Origin of the sequence: Mycobacterium appelbergii (assembly GCF_032883035.1) — a bacterium.
Taxonomy (GTDB): domain Bacteria; phylum Actinomycetota; class Actinomycetes; order Mycobacteriales; family Mycobacteriaceae; genus Mycobacterium; species Mycobacterium appelbergii.
Genome location: NZ_JAMQTH010000001.1, coordinates 591,854 through 613,376, shown reverse-complemented (window position 1 = coordinate 613,376; position 21,523 = coordinate 591,854). Strand labels below are relative to the sequence as shown.

11 protein-coding genes are annotated in these 21,523 nt (G+C 66.8%); 2 read left to right on the top strand and 9 right to left on the bottom strand.

The annotated features are described in order from the left end of the window. Positions 1–92: 92 nt before the first annotated feature. A complete protein-coding gene (locus M1247_RS02890) occupies positions 93–3,341 on the top strand; it encodes an arabinosyltransferase domain-containing protein (protein ID WP_317154743.1) in 3,249 nt (1,082 codons plus the stop codon). Then, on the top strand, positions 3,338–6,559 hold the full coding sequence (locus M1247_RS02885; RefSeq protein ID WP_317154742.1) for an arabinosyltransferase domain-containing protein: 3,222 nt from the start codon (positions 3,338–3,340) through the stop codon (positions 6,557–6,559). The genes M1247_RS02890 and M1247_RS02885 overlap by 4 nt, the downstream gene beginning before the upstream one ends. 11 nt (positions 6,560–6,570) lie before the next feature. Here the strand turns inward: M1247_RS02885 and M1247_RS02880 are convergent, their stop codons facing one another. The 9 genes from M1247_RS02880 to M1247_RS02840 form a co-directional block, all read right to left on the bottom strand. Then, positions 6,571–7,572, bottom strand: a complete 1,002-nt coding sequence (locus tag M1247_RS02880; protein ID WP_317154741.1) for a DUF4331 family protein — start codon at positions 7,570–7,572, stop codon at positions 6,571–6,573. 63 nt (positions 7,573–7,635) lie between these two features. After that, on the bottom strand, positions 7,636–8,184 hold the full coding sequence (locus tag M1247_RS02875; RefSeq protein WP_317154740.1) for a YceI family protein: 549 nt from the start codon (positions 8,182–8,184) through the stop codon (positions 7,636–7,638). A 4-nt stretch (positions 8,185–8,188) separates the two neighbouring features. After that, positions 8,189–9,766, bottom strand: a complete 1,578-nt coding sequence (locus tag M1247_RS02870; protein ID WP_317154739.1) for an acyl-CoA carboxylase subunit beta — start codon at positions 9,764–9,766, stop codon at positions 8,189–8,191. Continuing rightward, a complete protein-coding gene (gene pks13, locus M1247_RS02865) occupies positions 9,763–15,141 on the bottom strand; it encodes a polyketide synthase Pks13 (RefSeq protein ID WP_410506795.1) in 5,379 nt (1,792 codons plus the stop codon). The genes M1247_RS02870 and pks13 overlap by 4 nt, the downstream gene beginning before the upstream one ends. A gap of 96 nt (positions 15,142–15,237) precedes the next feature. Next, positions 15,238–17,127 (bottom strand): long-chain-fatty-acid--AMP ligase FadD32, encoded by a 1,890-nt coding sequence (fadD32, locus tag M1247_RS02860; RefSeq protein WP_317154738.1) that lies wholly within the window; start codon positions 17,125–17,127, stop codon positions 15,238–15,240. Between the two features lie 236 nt (positions 17,128–17,363). Further along, positions 17,364–18,374, bottom strand: coding sequence for a carboxylesterase Culp6 (culp6, locus tag M1247_RS02855; RefSeq protein ID WP_317154737.1), 1,011 nt, complete (start codon positions 18,372–18,374; stop codon positions 17,364–17,366). Between the two features lie 29 nt (positions 18,375–18,403). Next, the gene (locus M1247_RS02850; protein WP_317154736.1) at positions 18,404–18,868 is read right to left on the bottom strand and encodes a DUF732 domain-containing protein; all 465 of its coding nucleotides are present in this window, start codon (positions 18,866–18,868) and stop codon (positions 18,404–18,406) included. A gap of 65 nt (positions 18,869–18,933) precedes the next feature. Further along, on the bottom strand, positions 18,934–19,833 hold the full coding sequence (locus M1247_RS02845; RefSeq protein ID WP_317154735.1) for an alpha/beta hydrolase-fold protein: 900 nt from the start codon (positions 19,831–19,833) through the stop codon (positions 18,934–18,936). 164 nt (positions 19,834–19,997) lie between these two features. Then, complete coding sequence (locus M1247_RS02840; RefSeq protein ID WP_317154734.1) at positions 19,998–20,999, bottom strand: esterase family protein; 1,002 nt, start codon at positions 20,997–20,999, stop codon at positions 19,998–20,000. Positions 21,000–21,523: the final 524 nt, after the last annotated feature.

Here is a 21,523-nt window from a genome sequence, read left to right as displayed (position 1 = left end):
TCGGCACGGGGAAAGGGCGCTCACATCCGGGTCGCATACCATCGAGCCTCGTGCCGGAGGGACAACTGAGTGAGCGAACAGTAGACAGCGCAGTGGGCGGTTCCCCAGGGATCGCACGTCTGATCGCCCTTGTCGCCGGCATCGCCGGTGTGGTGCTGTGTGCCCTCGTCCCCCTGTTGCCGGTCAACCAGTCCACCGCGACCATCCTGTGGCCCCAGGGCACCGACGCCGACGGCAACATCACCGATGTGACGGCCCCGCTGGTGGCAGGCGCGCCCAGGTCGCTCGACGTCACGATCCCCTGCCGCACCGTCGCCACGCTGCCGCCCGATGGTGGCGTGGTGTTCTCCACGAACCCGGCGGGCGGTATCGAAGCGGGCCGCAACGGCATGTTCGTCCGCGCCAACGCCGACGTCGTCTACGTCGCGTTCCGCGACACCGTCGCCGCCGTCGCGCCGAGGGCCGCAGTGGACTCCGGGGCCTGCACCACGATCCACGTCTGGTCCAACGTCGGTGCCGTCGGCGCCGACTTCGTGGGGATACCCGGCGCCACCGGGACCCTGTCCGTCGACAAACGCCCCCAGGTCTCGGGGGCGTTCAGCGATCTGAAGGTGGCCGCCCAACCCGACCTGGGCGCCCGCATCGACGTCGACACCCGCTTCATCACCTCACCGACCGCGCTCAAGCTGCTCGTGATGGTGCTCGGCGTCGGATGTGTGATCGCGTCGATCGTGGCGCTGATGCTGCTCGACCGTGTCTCGGGCAGGCGCGCACCGCGCAGCCGGCGCCGCGTCGGGCTGTGGACCTGGCTGACCGATGCCGGCGTGATCGGCGGCCTGCTCGTCTGGCACGTCGTCGGCGCACTGTCTTCCGACGACGGCTACAACCTCACCATCGCCCGCGTCTCCGCGGAGGCCGGGTACTCGGCCAACTACTACCGCTACTTCGGCGCCAGCGAAGCGCCGTTCGACTGGTATCAGAGCGTGCTGGCACATCTGGCCGCGATCAGCACCGACAGCGTCTGGATGCGGCTGCCCGCCACGGCCGCCGCAATCGCGACGTGGCTCATCATCAGCCGCGCCATCCTGCCAAGGATCGGCAGGCGCGTGGCGGCCAACCGGGTGGCGGTGTTGACCGCGGGCGCGACGTTCCTGGCCGCGTGGCTGCCGTTCAACAACGGGTTGAGGCCCGAACCGCTCATCGCGTTCGCCGTGGTCGCGGTGTGGATCCTCGTGGAGAAGGCCATCGGAACCCGCCGATTGGCGCCCGCCGCCATCGCCATCGTCATCGCGATGTTCTCGGTCACGCTCGCCCCGCAGGGGCTGATCGCGTTGGCACCGCTGTTGGTCGGCGCACGCGCCATCGGACGCATCGTGGTCGCGCGCCGCCGCAGCGAGGGCATCCTGGCGCCGCTCGCGGCGCTGGCCTCGTCGGTGGCGCTGGTCTCCGTCATCGTGTTCCGCGACCAGACGCTGGCCACCGTCGCCGAATCGGTGCGCATCAAATACGTTGTCGGACCGACCATCCCCTGGTATCAGGAGTTCCTGCGGTACTACTTCCTCACGGTCGAGGACAGTGTGGACGGTTCACTGACCCGCCGGTTCGCGGTGCTGGTCATGCTGCTGTGCGTGTTCGGGCTGATCATGGTGCTGCTGCGCCGCGGCGGGGTGCCTGGCGCCGTCAGCGGACCGGTATGGCGGCTGACCGGCTCGACGGCCATCGGGCTGCTGCTGCTGATGCTCACGCCCACCAAGTGGGCCATCCAGTTCGGGGCGTTCGCCGGCCTGGCGGGAGCCCTCGGCGGTGTCACGGCGTTCGCCTTCGCCCGCGTCGGGCTGCACAGCCGCCGCAACCTGGCGCTGTACGTGACGGCGCTCCTGTTCATCCTGGCCTGGGCGACGTCGGGCCTCAACGGCTGGTTCTACGTCGGCAACTACGGCGTGCCCTGGTTCGACAAGCAACCGGTCATCGTGGGGTTCCCGGTCACCACGATCTTCCTGGTCCTGGCCATCGCGGGCGGTCTGCTCGCCGGCTGGCTGCACTTCCGGATCGACTACTCCGGGCATACCCAGGTCGCCGATACCGGCCGCAACCGTGCGCTGGCGTCGACCCCACTGCTCATCGTCGCCACCATCATGGTGGTGCTGGAGTTGGGCTCGATGCTCAAGGCGACCGCCGTCCGCTACCCCGCCTACACCACGGGCGCGGCCAACCTGGCCACGCTGCGGTCCGGATTCGCCGCGGACAGTTGCGCCATGGCCGATTCCGTTCTCGTCGAAGCCGACCCCAACGCGGGCATGCTGCAACCGGTGCCCGGTCAGCGCTTCGGCCAGTACGGTCCGCTCGGCGGTGAGGATCCCATCGGATTCACGCCGAACGGCGTCAGCGACACCCTTGAGCCCGCCGAACCCGTCGCGGCCAACCCCGGCACCGTCAACTCCGACGGTCCCGTCGACAAGCCCAACATCGGAGTCGGGTACACCGCAGGCACCGGCGGCGGCTACGGCCCCGAGGGCATCAACGGATCCCGGGTGTTCCTGCCCTTCGGCCTCGATCCGAAGCGCACCCCGGTGATGGGCAGTTACGACGAGAACACCCTGGCCGCCAAGGCCACGTCGTCCTGGTATCAACTGCCGCCACGCACGCCGGACCGGCCGCTGGTGAGCGTCGCCGCCGCAGGCGCCATCTGGTACTACGAGGAAGACGGGTCGTTCAACTACGGCCAGTCCCTCAAACTGCAGTGGGGTGTGGCCCGGCCCGACGGCTCGTATCAGGCATTCAACGAAGTGCAGCCGATCGACATCTTCCAGCAGAAGGCGTGGCGAAACCTGCGGTTCCCGCTGACCACCGCGCCACCGGAGGCCAATGTCGCCCGCATCGTGGCCGACGACCCGAACCTGTCCGAGGATCAGTGGTTCGCCTTCACGCCGCCGCGCGTGCCGGTGCTGCAGACCGCACAGCAATTCCTCGGCAGCCAGACCCCGGTGATGATGGACATCGCCACCGCGGCGAACTTCCCGTGCCAGCGGCCGTTCGCGGAACGTCTCGGCGTCGCCGAACTGCCCGAGTACCGGATCATCCCGAACTTCAAGCAGATGGTGGCCTCGTCGAACCAGTGGCAGTCCGCCGCCGACGGTGGGCCGTTCCTGTTCATCCAGGCGCTGCTCCGGACCGAGGCGATCCCGACCTACCTGCGGGACGACTGGTACCGGGACTGGGGCTCGCTCGAACGCTACATCCGGGTGGTACCGCAAGATCAGGCGCCGAGCGCCGTCATCGAGGAAGGATCGACGCGAGTGTTCGGTTGGAGTCGCGGCGGACCGATCAGGGCGCTGCCATGAGCGAAGCTCGCGAGCGAATCATGAATCAGCGCGACGTGAAAATTGCGCGCTGGATCGCCACGATCGCCGGCCTGCTCGGGTTCGTGCTCGCCGTGGCCACCCCGCTGCTGCCCGTCACGCAGACCACGGCGACGCTGAACTGGCCGCAGCAGGGCCAGCTGACCAACGTCACCGCACCGCTGATCACGCAGGCCCCGGTCAACCTCACCGCGACGGTGCCGTGTGCCGTCGTGCGCGATATGCCTGCCGACGGCGGCCTGTTGTTCGGCACGGCTCCCGCCGAAGGTCGCGACGCCGCCCTCAACGCGATGCTCGTCAGTGTCACCGAGTCGCGCGTCGACGTGATCGTGCGCAACGTCGTCGTCGCCAGCGTGAACCGGGACCGGGTCGCCGCACCAGAGTGTCAGCGCATCGAGATCACGTCGTCGACCGACGGCACCTTCGCCGATTTCGTCGGACTCACTCAGGTTTCGGGATCCGACGCCGGTAAACCGCAACGCACCGGCTACGCCGACCCGAACCTGCGGCCCGCCATCGTCGGCGTGTTCACCGACCTCACCGGTCCTGCGCCGCAGGGACTGTCGATGTCGGCAACCATCGACACGCGCTTCACCACCCATCCGACCGCGCTGAAGCTCGCGGCGATGCTGCTGGCGATCGTCTCGACCGTGATCGCGCTGCTCGCCCTGTGGCGCCTGGACCGGCTCGACGGGCGGCGCATGCACCGCCTGATCCCGACCCGCTGGCGCACGTTCACCGCGGTCGACGGCGTCGTTGTCGGAGGGTTCGCACTCTGGTACGTCATCGGCGCCAACTCGTCGGATGACGGCTACATCCTTCAGATGGCACGCGTGGCCGACCACGGCGGCTACATGGCCAACTACTTCCGCTGGTTCGGCAGTCCGGAGGATCCGTTCGGCTGGTACTACAACCTGCTGGCACTGATGACCAAGGTCAGCGATGCCAGCATCTGGATCCGGCTGCCGGACCTGATCTGTGCACTCCTGTGCTGGCTGTTGCTGTCACGCGAGGTGCTGCCCCGGCTCGGGCCCGCCGTCTCAGCCAGTCGACCGGCACTGTGGGCCGCAGGGCTGGTGCTGCTGGGCGCGTGGATGCCGTTCAACAACGGGCTGCGGCCTGAGGGCCAGATCGCCACCGGCGCGCTGATCACCTACGTGCTGATCGAGCGAGCGGTCACGTCGGGCCGGCTGACCCCGGCCGCACTGGCCATCACCACGGCCGCGTTCACCCTCGGGATCCAGCCGACGGGCCTGATCGCCGTCGCCGCCCTGCTCGCCGGTGGCCGACCGATCCTGCGCATCGTGATGCGTCGCCGCCAGGTCGTCGGGACGTGGCCACTGGTGGCGCCGCTGCTGGCCGCGGGCACCGTGATCCTGGCCGTGGTGTTCGCCGACCAGACACTGGCAACAGTGCTGGAAGCCACCAGGATTCGCACGGCGATCGGCCCCAGTCAGGAGTGGTGGACCGAGAATCTGCGCTACTACTACCTGATCCTGCCCACCACCGACGGGGCGATCTCGCGGCGGGTGGCATTCGTGTTCACCGCGATGTGCCTCTTCCCCTCGCTGTTCATGATGTTGCGACGGAAGCGGGTCGCGGGCGTGGCACGGGGCCCGGCCTGGCGGCTGATGGGCATCATCTTCGCCACCATCTTCTTCCTGATGTTCACCCCCACCAAGTGGATTCACCACTTCGGGCTGTTCGCCGCCGTGGGCGGTGCGATGGCTGCGCTCGCGACGGTGCTGGTATCGCCGGCCGTGCTGCGGTCGGCCCGCAATCGGATGGCATTCCTGTCTCTGGTGTTGTTCGTGCTGGCGTTCTGTTTCGCCTCCACGAACGGCTGGTGGTATGTCTCGAACTTCGGTGCGCCGTTCAACAATTCGGTTCCCGAGTTCGGTGGCGTCACAGTCAGCGCCGTGTTCTTCGCACTGTCGGCGATCGCGGCGCTGTGGGCGTTCTGGCTACACCTGTCGGGTCGGGGCGAGTCCAAGGCCGTCGACCGGCTGACCGCGGCGCCCGTCCCGATCGCAGCCGGTTTCATGGTCGTCGTCTTCGTCGCGTCCATGGTGATCGGCGTAGTACGCCAGTACCCGACCTATTCCAACGGGTGGGCCAATATCCGCGCGTTCGCCGGAGGCTGCGGCCTGGCCGACGACGTCCTGGTCGAACCCGATTCCAACGCCGGTTTCCTGCAGGCGTTGCCTGCGAGCCCCGGCCAGTCCTGGGGTCCGCTCGGGCCGCTCGGAGGCGAGCACCCGACAGGCTTCTCCCCCAACGGCGTTCCCGACCGCATCATCGCCGAGGCCATCAGGCTCAACAATCCGCAGCCCGGCACCGATTACGACTGGACCCAGCCCGTCAAGCGGTCCACGCCGGGGATAAACGGCTCCACGGTGCCGCTGCCCTACGGCCTGGACCCGGCACGCGTCCCCGTCGCGGGCACGTATTCCCTTGACGCACAGCAGGAGAGCAAGCTGGCGTCGGCGTGGTACGAGCTACCCGCCGCAGACAACGCACATCCTCTGGTGACCATCACGGCCGCAGGCACGATCACGGGAACCAGCATCGCCGAGGGCCTCACGACCGGCCAGACCGTCGAACTCGAGTACGCCCGCCGCGGACCCGACGGGGCGCCCGTGCCCGCAGGCCGGGTCGAGCCGTACGACGTCGGACCCACGCCGTCGTGGCGCAACCTCCGCTACCCACGCTCGGAGATCCCCGCGGACGCGGTGGCGGTACGGGTGATCGCCGAGGATCTCTCGCTGAGCCAGGGCGACTGGATCGCCGTGACCCCGCCGCGCGTGCCCGAGGTCCGGTCGGTGCAGGAGTACGTCGGCTCGCAGCAGCCCGTGCTGATCGACTGGGCCGTCGGGCTGGCCTTCCCCTGCCAGCAGCCGATGCTGCACGCCAACGGCGTCACCGAAATACCCAAGTTCAGGATCTCGCCGGACTACTACGCCAAGCTGCAGAGCACCGACACCTGGCAGGACGGCATCAACGGCGGTCTGCTCGGGATCACCGACCTGTTGCTGCGGGCCTCGGTGATGTCGACGTACCTGTCGAAGGACTGGGGCCAGGACTGGGGCTCGCTGCGCAAGTTCGACACCATTGTCGATGCCACACCGGCGCAGATCGACCTCGGCACTGAAACCCACAGCGGTCTGTACAAGCCGGGCCCGATCCGGATCGGGCCCTAGCTCGCGCAGTCTCAGTGCGGCGTGCCGAGGTACGGAAATTCGTCGAGGGTGTCGGTGTGTGGGCTCAACCCGGTCGGCGGGCAGTCGCCGTTGGTCAGCGAGGCCAGCCGGTAGTTGATGACGTCGTCGGCGAACACCCGGCCGTTCGGATACTTCGCAGGTTTTGACGGGTTGAACGTCAGCATGTCGGGCAGGATGCCTTCGTTGTCGATGACCGCGATCGCCTCGTCATGCGAGTAGCCACCGGTGTGTCCCAACAGGTGGATGAACTGGCCGATCCACCGCTCCCGATCGTGGATCGGCACGCTCGCGTTGTACTCCTCCTTGGTGTCGTCGGTGTTGAAGAAACTGCTCACCGACGGATGCCCGGCGCGGTCCACATGCAGCAGCTCACCATCGCGACGCACACTGCAACGGCCCCAGATGCGAATGTCGGGATCGGCGCCCAACTGGACCGTCGGAAGCTCGATGGCCATGCAGAACACGTTTGCCGCCGCGTTCGAATCCTTACCGGTCCATGGGGATTCGCCGCCCAGATGCGGCGCGGTGAAGTTACGGCCGCCGCTGGTGTCGAACAGGTTGTTGATGCCGTCGTAGTCGAAGAAGAACGCGTCGCTGCGGGCGCCGGCAAAGAACCGGTATCCGTTCGACTCCGCGATCACCGGCGTCTTGCCGAAGGACACCTCGACACCGGTGAAGATCCGCTCCCCCACCGCTTCCGGTGATTCCGCGTCATCGTCGGCAGCCAGGAACACGTCGACGGTCTGGCGACCACCCTCCGGTTCGGAGAACACATAGCTGAAGGCGATGTCGTCGCGCAGATCGCCGTCGTTGTCGATCGCCAATCGGTAGATGGCGTCGGGGTGCAACGCATCTGCGTTCGGGTTGGCGTTGAGGATGAGCACGGTACGCGTCGGATCGGCGGGCGACTGGAACGCATACAGGTCACACAGGTCGAGGCGTTGGTCTCCCAGCGGCGGCCCCAGGCTGAGCCCGGTGAAATGGTTCGACATGGGTTTATACAACCCCAACCCGAGGTGCTCAGAGGTAGGTTTGGGTGAGGTGGCGGAAGACGCCTAGGCCCTCGGCAGTCGAAGCGACAGCGAAACCGTCACCTCATCGGCGACTTTCATGGCACCGAGCATCATCGAGTACGGCTTGATCCCGTAATCGGATTGCCGGACCTCGGTTTCACCGGTGATCAGCCACTGCCCGCTCTCCTCGGCCACGGTCACCTCGAGCGGGTGGCTGCGGGTCTTGCCGTGGATCTGCAGGGCGCCGTCCAACCGGTACCCGCGCTCGGTGGGCTCTACGCGCTCAGCGGTGTAGCTGATCTGCGTAAACCGTTTGGCATCAAAGGTTTTCAGCGCATTGGACCGGACCAGCACCTTCTCCGGGTCGGTCAGCGGAGTCACCCCGCCTTCACCACCGAGCACCTGCAGCGAGCCCACATCCACGGTCATCGTGACCGCCTCGGGACAGCCGCCGGCCACGCGCACTTCGGCACGCCAGGAGGCCATCGCAATGGTCAACCGGTGACCCATCTTCGCGGCCGGCCCGGTCACCCCGGTGCGGACCTGCAGATCGCCGTCGGACTGGTCGGCGGTGATGGTCTGGGCGGGCACCGGACTAGATCGGCGTCAGGCCGTGCTTGCGCTGCACCCGCGCGTGATTCTGTTTGTCCCGCAGCAGCTTCAGTGACTTACGCAGCAGCAACCGGGTCTCGTGGGGCTGGATGACCGCGTCGATGAACCCGCGCTCGGCGGCGATCCACGGCGTGGCCATGTTGAGGTTGTAGCCCTCGATGAAGTCGGCGCGGATCTTCTGCACCTCCGGCGCGGTGGGATCCGGGAACCGTTTCACCAGCAACTGGGCCGCACCCTCGGCACCGATCACCGCGATGCGGGCCGTCGGCCACGCGAAGTTCAGGTCGGCGGAGAGCTGCTTGGAACCCATCACCGCATACGCGCCGCCGTAGGACTTGCGGATGGTGATGGTCACCTTCGGGATGTCGGCCTCGACGACGGCGTTGAGGAACCGGCCGCCGCGTTTGATGATGCCGCCCTTCTCCTGCTCGACACCGGGCAGGAAGCCGGGGGTGTCGACCACGAAAACCAAAGGCAGATTGTAGGAATCGCAGAACCGGACGAATCCGGCGGCTTTGTCCGACGCCTCGTTGTCGATCGCGCCGGACATGTACATCGGCTGGTTGGCGATCACGCCGACCGGATGCCCGTCGACCCGGGCGAACGCGGTGATCATCGCCTGACCGCGCTGGGCAGCCACATCGAACACGTCGCCGTCGTCGAAGATCCGCAGCAGAATCTCGTGCATGTCGTAAGCCGTGTTGTCCGCGTCGGGCACGATCGTATCGAGCTCGAGGTCGTGCGGCGTGACCTCAGGCTCCAGGCCCGGGTTCACGATCGGCGGATCGTCGAAGGTGTTGGCGGGCAGGAAGCTGAGGTAATCGCGCGCGTACTGGAACGCCGCGGCCTCGTCCTCGACGACCTGGTGGATGTTGCCGTAACGGGCCTGGGCGTCGGCGCCGCCGAGTTCGTCGAGGCTGACGTCCTCACCGGTGACGTCCTTGATGACGTCGGGACCGGTGACGAACATGTAGCCCTGGTCGCGAACCGCGATCACCAGGTCGGTCTGGATCGGCGAATACACCGCTCCGCCTGCGCATTTGCCGAGGATGATGGAGATCTCCGGAACCGTGCCACGCAGCAGCTCATGACGCCGGCCCAGCTCGGCGTACCAGGCCAGCGAGGTCACCGCGTCCTGGATGCGGGCGCCGCCGGAATCGTTGATGCCGATGATCGGGCAGCCGACCATGGCCACCCACTCCATCAGCTTGGCGACCTTGCGGCCGAACATCTCGCCGACCGTGCCCTGGAACACCGTCTGGTCGTGGCTGAACACGCCGACCGGACGGCCGTTGATGGTGCCGTGGCCGGTGACGACGCCGTCACCGAACAGCGCGTTGGGATCACCCGGCGTCTTGCACAGCGCGCCGATCTCCAGAAAGCTGCCCGGATCGAGCAGTGCGTGGATCCGCGCGCGGGCACTGGGAATGCCCTTCTTCTCGCGCTTGGCGATGGCCTTCTCGCCACCGGGTTCCTTGGCGAGCTCCAGCTTTTCTCGAAGCTCGGCAAGCAGTTCGGCGCTCGTCTTGGGGGCGTGGGTGGGCGTTGCCTCAGTCGTCACTTCGTCTCACTCTCAGCTTCGATACGGTTGAGCGCCTCACTCATATGCGCACCAACCTTCGCAATGTACGGCTCATCGATCGCCTGGATGTGCTCACCCCCGATGTGCACCACCTCGAGGTCAGAGGCGAATTCGCCCCATCCGCCATCAGGTTGCCGCGTGGCGTAGGCAGGCTCGAAAACAATCGCGTCGTCGTGGTAGCGGTCCGCCATGTAAAGGGTGACGTGTCCGTCGTACGGCTGGATGTCGATCGTGTCGAGCGCCCGATTGTCCAGGTAGGACGTGCGCTGATGCTCGATGATGCCACCGGGAATCTGCACCCCGCTCTCCTTGACCACATCCAGCACGAAACGCACCTGGCCGTCGTCGTCGAGCTTCTCCAGTTCCTCGTAAGGAATCTCGGGGACCTCCACATTGAAGGTGCGCTCGGCGAACCGCGCATAGCGGTCCCAGCGTTTGCGCATCTCCTCCTTGGTCTGCGGAATCGGCTGACCGGGACGCACGGCGTCGATCAGGCCGACGAACCGCACATCGGCGCCGGCCTGATCGAGCCCGATCGCACACGCGTAAGCCAGTGCGCCGCCCAATGACCAGCCCGCCAACACGAACGGACCGCTGTGCATCGCCAGGAGCTTGGGCACGTATTCGGCCGCCCGCTCCTCGATCGAACCCTCGACCCGCTCGATGCCGTACACCGGAGTGTCCGCCGGGAGGCGCTTCAACAGCGGTTCGTAGACCACTGTCGAACCACCGGCCGGGTGGAACACGAACAGCGGGACGCTCGACGAACCCTCTTTCGCCGGCCGCAGCGTGCGGACGAATCCGTCGACCACGCCTTCTTCCAACTGATCGCGGACCACGGTGGCCAATTCCTCGATGGTCTTGGCCGCCTTGATGTTCTCGACCGTCACGGTGCCCTCGGCACGCTCGGACAGCCGGTCGGCCAGCTTGGTCGCCGTCTCGTCATCCACCGAAGGCAACTCGCTGAAGATGCCACCAGGGGACTTGCCCGTGACGATCGCCCAGGTCGCGAACGTGACGCGTTCGGCGGCATCACGTGGAGGCACGTCGGCGCCGAGCGCCTCGGTGACGGCCTCCTGGGTGAGCACCTTCGCTGCTGCCGCGGCCGCGGTGGCCTTGCCCGGACCGGTCGGCCCGGACGGGTCCGTCGGCGGCGGGACGGTCGGGCCGCTGGGGTCCGTCGGCGGCGGGGGGATCTCGCTCGCGCCGGCTTCCGTCCCCGTCGCTGCGCTCGCCTCGGCCAACTTGGCTTCGAGCTCGGCGACCGTGGTGGCCCCACCCATGAGTTCGGCCTGGGCGGCGGCGATCTCCTCGGCGGTCTGCCCCTTCTGGGCGTCGGCGAGCTCACCCACCTCGTCGCGATGCTCGATCGCGTACTGGATCAGCTTCTCGACCGCGTACAGGTTCGCGTCGCGCACCGCGGTCAGCTGGATCGGAGGCAGGTCGAAGTCGTATTCCACCCGGTTCTTGATGCGGACCGCCATCAGCGAGTCGAGACCGAGCTCGATCAGCGGCACCTCCCACGGCAGGTCCTCAGGCTCATAGCCCATGGCGCCACCGACGATCGTGCCCAACCGCTGCGCCACGGTCTCCCCGGAATCCGGTGACCACTTCGCAAAGCCCGCACCGAGATTCGCGCCCTGGGTGAGGTTGTCGGAAAGGATCTGCGCGTCGTCGGGCTCGGCGGGGGCTGTCGTCGGGGCGGCCTCCACGGCGGGGGCCGCGGCCACTCCGGCACCCACTGCGGTCGGCAGTGCGGCCGCAGCGCCACCGCGGCTCACGATCGCGTCGTAGACCAGCGTGAACGATTCGTCGATCCTGGCGTGCACCTGCACCGACGCACCACCGGGGTGACGGGTCAGTGTAGTGACCAGCCGGGCACCATCAGCGGGCACCGCGCGCTGCTCGGAAGCGGTCAGCTTGGCATCCGGAAGCACCTGGGCGGCAGCAGCTTTGACAAGTGCAGCCAGATCTGCGGCACCCTTGCCTGCGTACTCCCAGACGTGGCGACCGTCCGGCGTCGCGACATGGTTGCCCGGCATCACCGCGGAACTGTCGCCGGTGAAGTGCGCGTCCAGCCAGTGCTGCTTGCGCTTGAACCGGGTCGGCGGCACGTTCGCGTAATCGGTGGCCGGGTCGGACGCCTTGGTGAAAAGCGTGCGGAAGTCCAGGTCATGCCCGTGCACGAACAACTGCGCCATGGCCGAGGTCATCGAGTCGACCTCATCCTGCTTGCGGGCCAGCGTGGCCACCAGCTGCGCATCGTGGAGGCCGGCCGCAGCGGTGGTCAACCCGACCTGCATGAGCGCCACCGGGTTCGGTGCCAGCTCAAGGAACGTGGTGTGGCCGTTGTCGACGGCGTTGCGGATGCCGTGGGTGAAGTAGACGCTGTGCCGCAGCCCCTTCTTCCAGTAGTCGACATCGTGGATCGGATCCGAGCCCGCCCGGATCAGGCTGCCCTCGTGCACTGTCGAGTAGTACGCCGTGGTCAGCGGATGAGGTTGGATGCCCTGCAGTTCCGCAGCGAGCTCACCGAGCAGCGGATCCATCTGCTGGGTGTGGCTGGCGCCCTTGGTCTGGAACTTGCGGGCGAATTTGCCCTCGGCTTCGGCGCGGGCGATGATCGCGTCGACCTGTTCGGGCGGCCCGCCGATCACGGTCTGGGTCGGCGCGGCGTACACGCACACCTCCAGATCCGGGTAGTCCGAGAACACGGTCTTGATCTCGTCGGCGGAGTACTCCACCAGTGCCATCAACCGGATGTACTCGCCGAACAGCATCGCCTCGCCCTCACCCATCAGGTGCGAACGCGAGCAGATGGTGCGGGTGGCATCGGCCAGCGACAACCCGCCGGCGAAGTAGGCCGCGGCCGCCTCGCCGAGCGACTGGCCCACCAGCGCACCGGGTTTGGCGCCGTGTGCCTTGAGCAGTTCACCGAGGGCGACCTGGATCGCGAAGATGGTGACCTGAGTGGTCTCGATGCCGTAGTCCTGTGAATCGTCGAGAATCAATTCGACGACGGAGTAACCCAACTCGTCCTGGACGTAGGAATCCACGGTGTTGATCCACTGGGCGAAGATCTCGTTACGCAGATACAGGCTCTTGCCCATCTTGCGGTGCTGGGCACCGAATCCGGCGAGCACCCACACGGGACCGTTGGTCACCGGGCCATCGGAGGCGATCACACTCGGATGCTGCTTGCCTTCGGCCAGGGCGCGCAGACCCTTGATCGCCTCGTCGTGATCGTGGGCCAGCACCACCGCGCGGGAACGGCCGTGGTTACGCCGTGACAGCGAGCGGCCGATCGCCTCCAGCGTGGACGCCCGGCCCTCCGCACTGTCGATCCAGTCGGCGAGTTCGGCAGCTGCGGCCTTCTTGCGCGAGCTCAGGAATGCCGAAACTGCCAGCGGTACAACGGGTGCGGTCTGTTCAGCCGAATCCAGTTCTTCACGGGCGATCTCCAGCAGGCGTTTGGCCTCATCGGTCAGGCCCGGCAGTTCGTGCGTGCCCTCGTCGTAAGCGGGGTATTCAGCCAGCTCCCCCGGCTTTTCGTCTTCTTCGTCGTGAACGAACTCGCCGTACTCGTCCATCCGCACGCCGCCGACGTAGACCGCATCGGCTTCTGAAGCCTGCGGCTTGTCCTCGACCGGCTCGGGTTCGGGCTCCGGCTCGACAAGATCGGTCGGCAGGACCTCGCGCAACACCAGGTGCGCGTTGGCACCGCCGAAGCCGAAACCGGACACCCCGGCGATGGCATGGCCGCTGTAGCGCGGCCATTCCGCGACGGTGTCGTTGACCTTGAGGTGTTCCCGGTCGAAGTCGATGTAGGGGTTGGGGCCGGCATAGTTGATCGACGGCGGCAATTTATCGTGATGCAGCGCCAGCGTCACCTTGGCCAGGCTCGCCGCGCCCGCTGCCGATTCCAGGTGCCCCACATTGGATTTCACCGCACCCAGCAGAGCAGGCCGGTCGGCTGAGCGGCCCTGGCCGACCACCCGACCCAACGCATCGGCTTCGATCGGGTCACCCAGGATGGTCCCGGTGCCGTGGGCTTCGATGTAGTCGACCTCGCGCGGGTTGATCCCGGCGTTCTTGTAGGCCTTGCGCAGCACCTCGGCCTGGGCGTCGGGGTTGGGCGCCAGCAGACCGTTGGACCGACCGTCGTGGTTGATCGCACTGCCTGCAATCACCGCGAGAATCTCGTCACCGTCCCGGCGCGCATCGGACACCCGCTTGAGCACCAGCATGCCGCCGCCCTCGGAGCGGGCATAGCCGTCGGCGTCGGCCGAGAACGACTTGATCCGGCCGTCCGGGGCGAGCACACCACCGACCTCGTCGAAACCGACTGTCACCATCGGGGTGATCAACGCGTTGACGCCACCGACGATCGCCACGTCGGCCTCACCGGTGCGCAGCGCCTGCACACCCTGGTGAGCGGCCACCAATGAGCTCGAGCACGCGGTGTCCACCGCGACCGACGGGCCACGGAAGTCGAAGAAATAGGAAACCCGGTTGGCGATGATCGAACTCGCAGTTCCGGTGATCGCGTAGGGGTGCGCGACCGACGGATCGCTCATCGCCAGGAAGCTGTAGTCGTTGACCGAGTTGCCCACGTACACACCAACACTGGTGCCGCGCAGACTCGACGCCGGGATGCGGGCGTGCTCGAGTGCCTCCCAGGTGAGTTCGAGTGCCATCCGCTGCTGCGGGTCGATGTTGTCGGCTTCCATCTTCGACAACGCGAAGAATTCGGAGTCGAAGCCCTTGATATCGGACAGATAGCCGCCCCGGGTACGGGCCTTACCCACACGTTCGGCGATCCGGGGCTCGGAGAGAAACTCCTCCCACCGGCCCTCGGGCAGATCGGTGATGGCGTCGCGGCCCTCGAGCAGGGCGGTCCACATCTCGCCAGGGGTGTCCATGTCCCCCGGGAAGCGGGTTGCCACACCGACAATGGCGATGTCCTCGATGTCGCCGGTGCGCGTCCAGTCCTCGTCGTCGGTGATCTCGGGTTCCGGCTCACCCTCGATGATGACGGTCGCCAACGACTCGATCGTCGGGTTGCGGAACACCACGGTGGCCGTCAGCGTCACCCCGGTCAGGTCCTCGATGTCGCTGGCCATCGCGACCGCATCACGCGACGACAGGCCCAGCTCGACCATCGGGGCGGACTCGTCGATGCCGTCGGCGGACTGCCCGGTCGCATTCGCGATCCACTTACGCAGCCACTCGCGCATCTCCGTGACGCTCATGTCGGGGCGGGATGCCGCCGCGCCGGTGGTCTCGGTGTCCTGGTCGCTCCCGTGCGGAGCGATTTGCTCTGGAAGATTCGAATCGTTCTGTGCTTCATCCATTTTCAGGTCACCTTCGCCATGACCGGGTGCCTTCGGCGCCTCGGGTCGGTGGATTGGAGTCGCGTCAGTGCGCTCGGTTCTTCGCGCGGCCGTTCATCAGTCCGTCTCATCGGGGAACGCGTTGGCCACCTTGCCGGTGCGCAGACTGCCGTCGAGATAGGCTGCGCGGCAGGCACGCCGGCCGATCTTGCCGCTGGAGGTACGCGGAATCGCGCCGGCCGGGGTCAGCAGCACGTCGCGCACGGTGACACCATGGCGGACCGCGATCGCGGCGCGGATGTCGTCGGCGATCGGGGCCACGTCGAGCTTGTGGGTGCCGGGCGCGCGTTCTCCGACGATCACGAGCTGTTCGGAGATGTCGTCGGAGTCGTACTTGAGACCGGAATGGGTGTTCTCGAACACCTCGGCGGGCAGCTGGTTGGCCGGAACCGAGAACGCGGCGACATAGCCGACGCGCAGCGCCTTGCTCGCCTCCTGCGCCGAGTACTCCAGATCCTGCGGATAGTGGTTGCGCCCGTCGATGATCACCAGGTCCTTGACCCGGCCGGTGATGTAGAGGTCACCGTCATAGAACGCGCCGTAGTCGCCGGTGCGCACCCAGGTGGCGTCGTCTGCGGCGCCTTCGGCGTGCGACGGGTTGGTGCGCGACTTGAGGATGTTCTGGAAAATTTCGACAGTCTCTTCGGGCTTGCCCCAGTACCCGGTGCCCATGTTCTGGCCACTGATCCAGATCTCACCGATCTGGCCGTCGGACAGTTCGGTGGCCGACTCGTGGTCGACGATGGCGGCCCATTCCGCGAGACCGACCTTGCCTGCTGAGGCCTGCGCCACCGCCTTCGGTGAGTCGATGTCCACCTCGACGAACTTGTGCGCGTTCAGCTCATCACGGTCCACGTAGACGATCTTGGGCGCCTCGGCGGCCGGGATGGTCGACACGAACAGCGTTGCCTCCGCCAGACCGTAGGACGGCTTGATGGCCTTGGGCTGGAAGCCGTACGGGGCGAAGGCCTCGTTGAACCGGCGCACGGTCGCTGCCGAGATCGGCTCGCTGCCGTTGAGGACGGCCTTGACGTTGGACAGGTCCAACGGCGGCTCGCCGTCCTTGGGTATCCCGCGGGCCGCCGCGTGGTCGAACGCGAAGTTCGGGGCCACCGAGATGACTCCGCCGGTGTCGCTTTCTTTGCGGGCCATCTCGCGGATCCAGCGGCCGGGGCGACGTACGAATGCGGCCGGCGTCATGAACACGCAGTAATGGCCGATCATCGGCGCCACCAGCGCGGTGACCAGGCCCATGTCATGGAAGAACGGCAGCCAGGACACCCCGCGGTCGCCTTCGTCGCCTTCGAGCGCCTCGACGACCTGGACGATGTTGGTGGCCAGGTTCAGATGCGTGATCTGCACACCGGTGGGGATGCGGGTCGAACCGGAGGTGTACTGCAGGTAGGCGATCGTGTCGGGGGTGACATCGATCGGTTCCCAGGTGGCGCCGACCTCGTCGGGGACCGCATCGACTGCGATGACGCGGGGGCGGTCCTTGGCCGGACGGCTGCGGAAGAACTTCCGAACGCCCTCGGCCGCTTCGGTGGTGGTCAGGATGGCTGTCGGATGGCAATTGTCGAGCACGGCGTGCAGGCGGCCGACGTGGCCGGGCTCGGACGGATCGAACAGCGGCACGGCGATGCGGCCGGCGTAGATGGCGCCGAAGAAAGCGATGAGGTACTGCAGGTTCTGCGGGCACAGGATCGCCACGCGGTCCCCAGGCTGGGTGACCTGCTGCAACCGGGCGGCGACGGCGCGGTTACGGACGCTGAACTCGCCCCAGTTCAGGTCGAGTTCCACTCCTTCGCGCTCCGTGGAGAAGTCCAGGAAGCGGTAGGCCAGCTTGTTGCCGCGGACTTTCGCCCAACGTTCCACGTGCTGGACCAAACTCCCGTTGTCGGGGAACTTGATCTGACCGCCCTTGATGAACGGATTATGGAACGGCATATCTATCTCCTGTCAGAGCCGCACTGTCGCGAAGCCTGTTGTCGCACGTCATGCACGGTGCGCCCGCAGCCATCCGACCGACCGTGCGAACCCAAACCCCGTGCATCCTACCGGGGCCGGCGGCCAAATCTCGGGGCCGGCGGAACGCACCACCGTAGCGCCCCTACGTGCGCATGCTCTTAGTTTTCTCTTAATGTTAAGGGAACTTTGCAGTTCCAGCCAAATCCGGCGCGCGGTTATCCGTGTTTGGGATGCGGGGCGTTCTCCACGAGGTCTTTGGCCCAGTTCAGCGCCCATTGCGTGGCGGTCTGCCCGTTCTCGACCCAGAACTGCGGCGTGTTGTACAACGCATGCACCGGCCCCGCCGCGCTACCCGACAACGTCTCCAGAGTCTTGGGCAGATTGAAGATCGAGAACGCTTCCTCCGGCGCCGAACAGATCAGATCGCCGGTCCCACAGATTTCGAACGTGCGGTTGTTGAGCGCGCCGAACCCGCCCGGGCGCGGGCCCGTCATCGACAATCCCATCGCCGACAGCGTCGGCACCTCGTGCAGCGTGATCTCGGCGCCCTGGCCGACCGGATTCGGGCCCACTTCCTGACCCACACCCATCTGCCTGCGGCCGTCGGCGATCAGCGTCACCCCGAGCACCAGATCCTGATCCACCGGGCCACGGCCGTTGCCGATGTCACTGGCGACATCGCCGCCGATCACCGCACCCTGGGAGAACCCGGCGATCACATAGCTGGTCAGCGGGCACCGGTCGTTCATCTCCGCCATGGCTTTGACGGTCGCCCTGGTGCCCTCGGCGCGGCTGTCGTTGTAGGACATCTGCTTGTCGGCCGACAGCGGGTTATGGAACTGAGCGGTGTAGGGCACCGTGTACACCTGCAGGCGCTCCGACCCGAACTGCTCGACCATCGGCCTGCTGACGTTCGACATCAACGACAACGGAAACTGCGTCGGATTGAACGGATCGTCGGTCGGCGAGGACTCCCAGGTGCCGGGGATCGAGACCATCATCACGTCCGGACAACTGGCGTCCTGAAACTCCGGGCGCGGCTTACTCGGGCTCGGTCCTCCGGGCACCCCGACCGGCGGCTGGGCGCTCGGCGGGGCCGACGGGGTCTCCGGGCGGCGCATCACCACCACGACGATGGCCACCACGAGCACCACGACGAGCGCCATCGCCCCCGCGGCGATCAGGGCCAGGATGCGATGGCGCTTACGCCGCGTCTTTTTTGGCATAGATGTCTGGTGCTCCTCGGATGCGCGTGCTAGCAGAGTCGTTCGGTGGCGATGCGGATGTAGTCGGCGGTGGCGGTGTTGACCTTGTCAGTCAACGGGGCGGTGTCTCCCGACTGGGAGTCCCGCACATCGCTGCGCACCAGCGGCAGTACAAAATCCCACACCGCCTGATCATTCTGCTTGGCCGCCCGGGATTGGCAAACATAGGAGCCGATCGACAGCGCCAGCAGATCACTGGACGGCGTGATGCCTGCGGCTTTGAGCGCGTCGAGGTATGTGCGCTGTCGGCCGGTAATGACCAACTGCCCGTTGCGTCCCGACTTCGGCACCGCGACCGCCGACGCCAGATCGCCGGCCTGCGCATCCGCGTCGTTGATCTGCGAGGCCGGTAACCCGAGGGGGGCCATCATGTCGTCGCCCGCGCCGCAACCGGTGAGCAGCGACGCAGCGGACACCGCGATGACCATGGTGGCCGAGGAGACCGTGTGCTGCACGCCTCCACGGTACCGGCAACCGAAATGTGTCCAGATGCAGCAGCTTCGGGAAACTTTCCGGATGCCTACTTGATGGTGGCGACAAGCTCGCCCGACATCAGCGCGAGCTGCGGCGCCCAGCTGCCCCAGTCGTGCTGACCGGTGGTCGGGAAGTCGAAGTGTCCGTTGCGTCCGCCGACGGAACGGTAATGCGCGTAGAACGAGCGGTTACTGCCCTGGGCCTGATCGCAATAACCGATCATCGCGGCCGGGTCACTGCACGTCAGGGTGCCGGGGCTGAACACCCACAGCCGAGTGTTGTTGTCGGCCAGCAGCTGCACATGCACATCCGGGTCATGCCACTTCCAGCGACCGAACTGTGGCGGACCCCACATCTTGTTGGCGTCGGCGTTACCGTACTGCGCCAGCCCAGCGGTGATCGCGCCGTTCATCGTGGTGGCCGACGGTGTCAGGAATCCCGAGAGCGACCCGGCGAAGCGGAACCGGTCCGGGTGGAACGCGGCGAGCGTCAACGCCCCCGTGCCGCCCTGAGCCGCGCCGACGATGCCGTGCCCGCCGGGTGCCAACCCCTTGTTCGCGGCCAGCCAGTCCGGCAGCTCCGAGGACAAGAAGGTCTCCCACTGCTTGCTGCCGTCCTCTTCCCAGTTCGTGTAGAGGCTCCACGCACCGCTGGCCGGGGCGGCCACAGAGATGCCGCGGCCCGCCAGCGTGCTCATCGCGCTGCCCGCGTTGACCCAGTTACTGACGTCGGGCGCGGCGTTGAACGCGTCGAGCAGGAACACCGCGTGCGGTCCACCGGCCTGGAAGGCGACCGGGATGTCGCGGCCCATGGCCGCCGACGGCACCATCAGCTGTTCGACGCCCTCGGCGCGCGCGGGCGCGTCCGTCGTGGCCGAAACGGCCCACAGACCCGCAGCCAACACCGCCGACAGCAGCATGGCTCGCATCAGATTCAACGCACGCATCCTCGTCACCCTCTCCAGCACGCCGGAATGTGCCCCCGCACACGGAACCCGCGTTGTAGTGAACCACATCGCCACTCGGACCGGCCTCGAAAATGACTGACGGCGACGATCCGCAAGGGATCGCCGCCGTCAGCTCTACTCGATTCTGTTCGCTACCGCGCCGCTCAGGCCGTCGGGGTAGCACCCAGCACGCGCTGCAGGTCAGGCTTCATCGCCTGCAGCTGCTGGCCCCAGTAGGCCCAGTTGTGCGTGCCGCTCTGCGGGAAGTTGAACACCGCGTTCCTGCCGCCGGCCTCGATGTACTTCTCCTGGAAGGTCGAGTTCGTCCGGCACACGAAGCCCTCGAGGAACTTCGCAGGCATGTCGGCGCCACCCAGCTCGCCAGGCTTGCCGTTACCGCAGTACACCCAGAGGCGGATGCCGCTGTTCGCCAACGCGGCGACGTTCACCGTCGGGTCATTGGCCTTCCACGCCGGGTCATCCGACTTGCCCCACATGTCTTCGGCCTTGTAGCCGCCGGCGTCACCCATCGAGACACCGATCAGCGTCGGCCACCAACCCTCGGACGGGTTCAGCGTGCCCGACAGGGAACCGGCGTAGATGAACTGGTTCGGGTGGCGTAGCGCCAGCATCATCGCCGACGAACCGGCCATCGACAGACCGACGACGGCACTGCCGGTCGGCTTGACGTCGCGGTTGGCCGCCAGCCACGCGGGCAGCTCCTGGGTCAGGAAGGTCTCCCACTTGTAGGTCTTGCAGCCGCCGTCCTTGCTGCCACACGCCGGCTTGTACCAGTCGGCGTAGAAGCTGGACTGACCACCGACGGGCATTACGACCGAGAGGCCGGAATCCAGGAACCACTCGAACGTGGGGAGCTCGATGTCCCACCCGCTCTGATCCTCGCGTGCGCGCATACCGTCAAGCAGGTACAGCGCGGGAGAACCCGGCCCACCGCTCTGGAACTGCACCCGAATATCCCGTCCCATTCCCGCTGACGGAACTTCGAGGTACTCGACCGGCAAGCCGGGCCGAGAGTAGGCCCCAGCGGTCGCCGAGCCGCCTACGACGCCTACCAGGCCGGGTAGCAGGGCCGCGACCGCGACCGCAACCGTCAGCCGGCGCGACAGGGCTGTCGCAGCGCCGCGCATCTTCCCAACGAACTTCATACCGCTCCCTATCTCACTCTCATGTGTCGTATGCCACACGTCGACTCGGCCGACGTAAGCGGCTCACGTGCCCGTGTAGTCAACCACACGTCCGCGTGATTCTTATTTCCAGCAGTTGTCCTCCCTGGTCGCCTCTCAGCAGTCGAGTGTGGCGATCAGATCAGGTTTGGGGGCCGGCGACAGCCGGCCTGAACAGGGGCACGCATATTGGCTGCCGGTGGATACCGAAACCTCGCGTCACTGCCATCAGTTCCGGCGTAGACGTCCTGAAAGTCCTTGTCGCTCTTGGCGACCAGAGTCGCCGGCTGACGGACGCCCGACGCCGGGACCCGGGTCGGCAATGTCGGCTTCACGAAATTAGACGTCAGGTGCACGTTGAGGAGAACGTCCGAGCGCGGGGTCGCCACCGTCAGCATGGGCAACGTCACAGTCACCGTGGTCAACATCGGCTGCTCGTACCGTCCATTCGTTTGTCCATCACACCTGCTTCGTCTGGGTATCGACCGAACCCGTCCGGGCGTTAC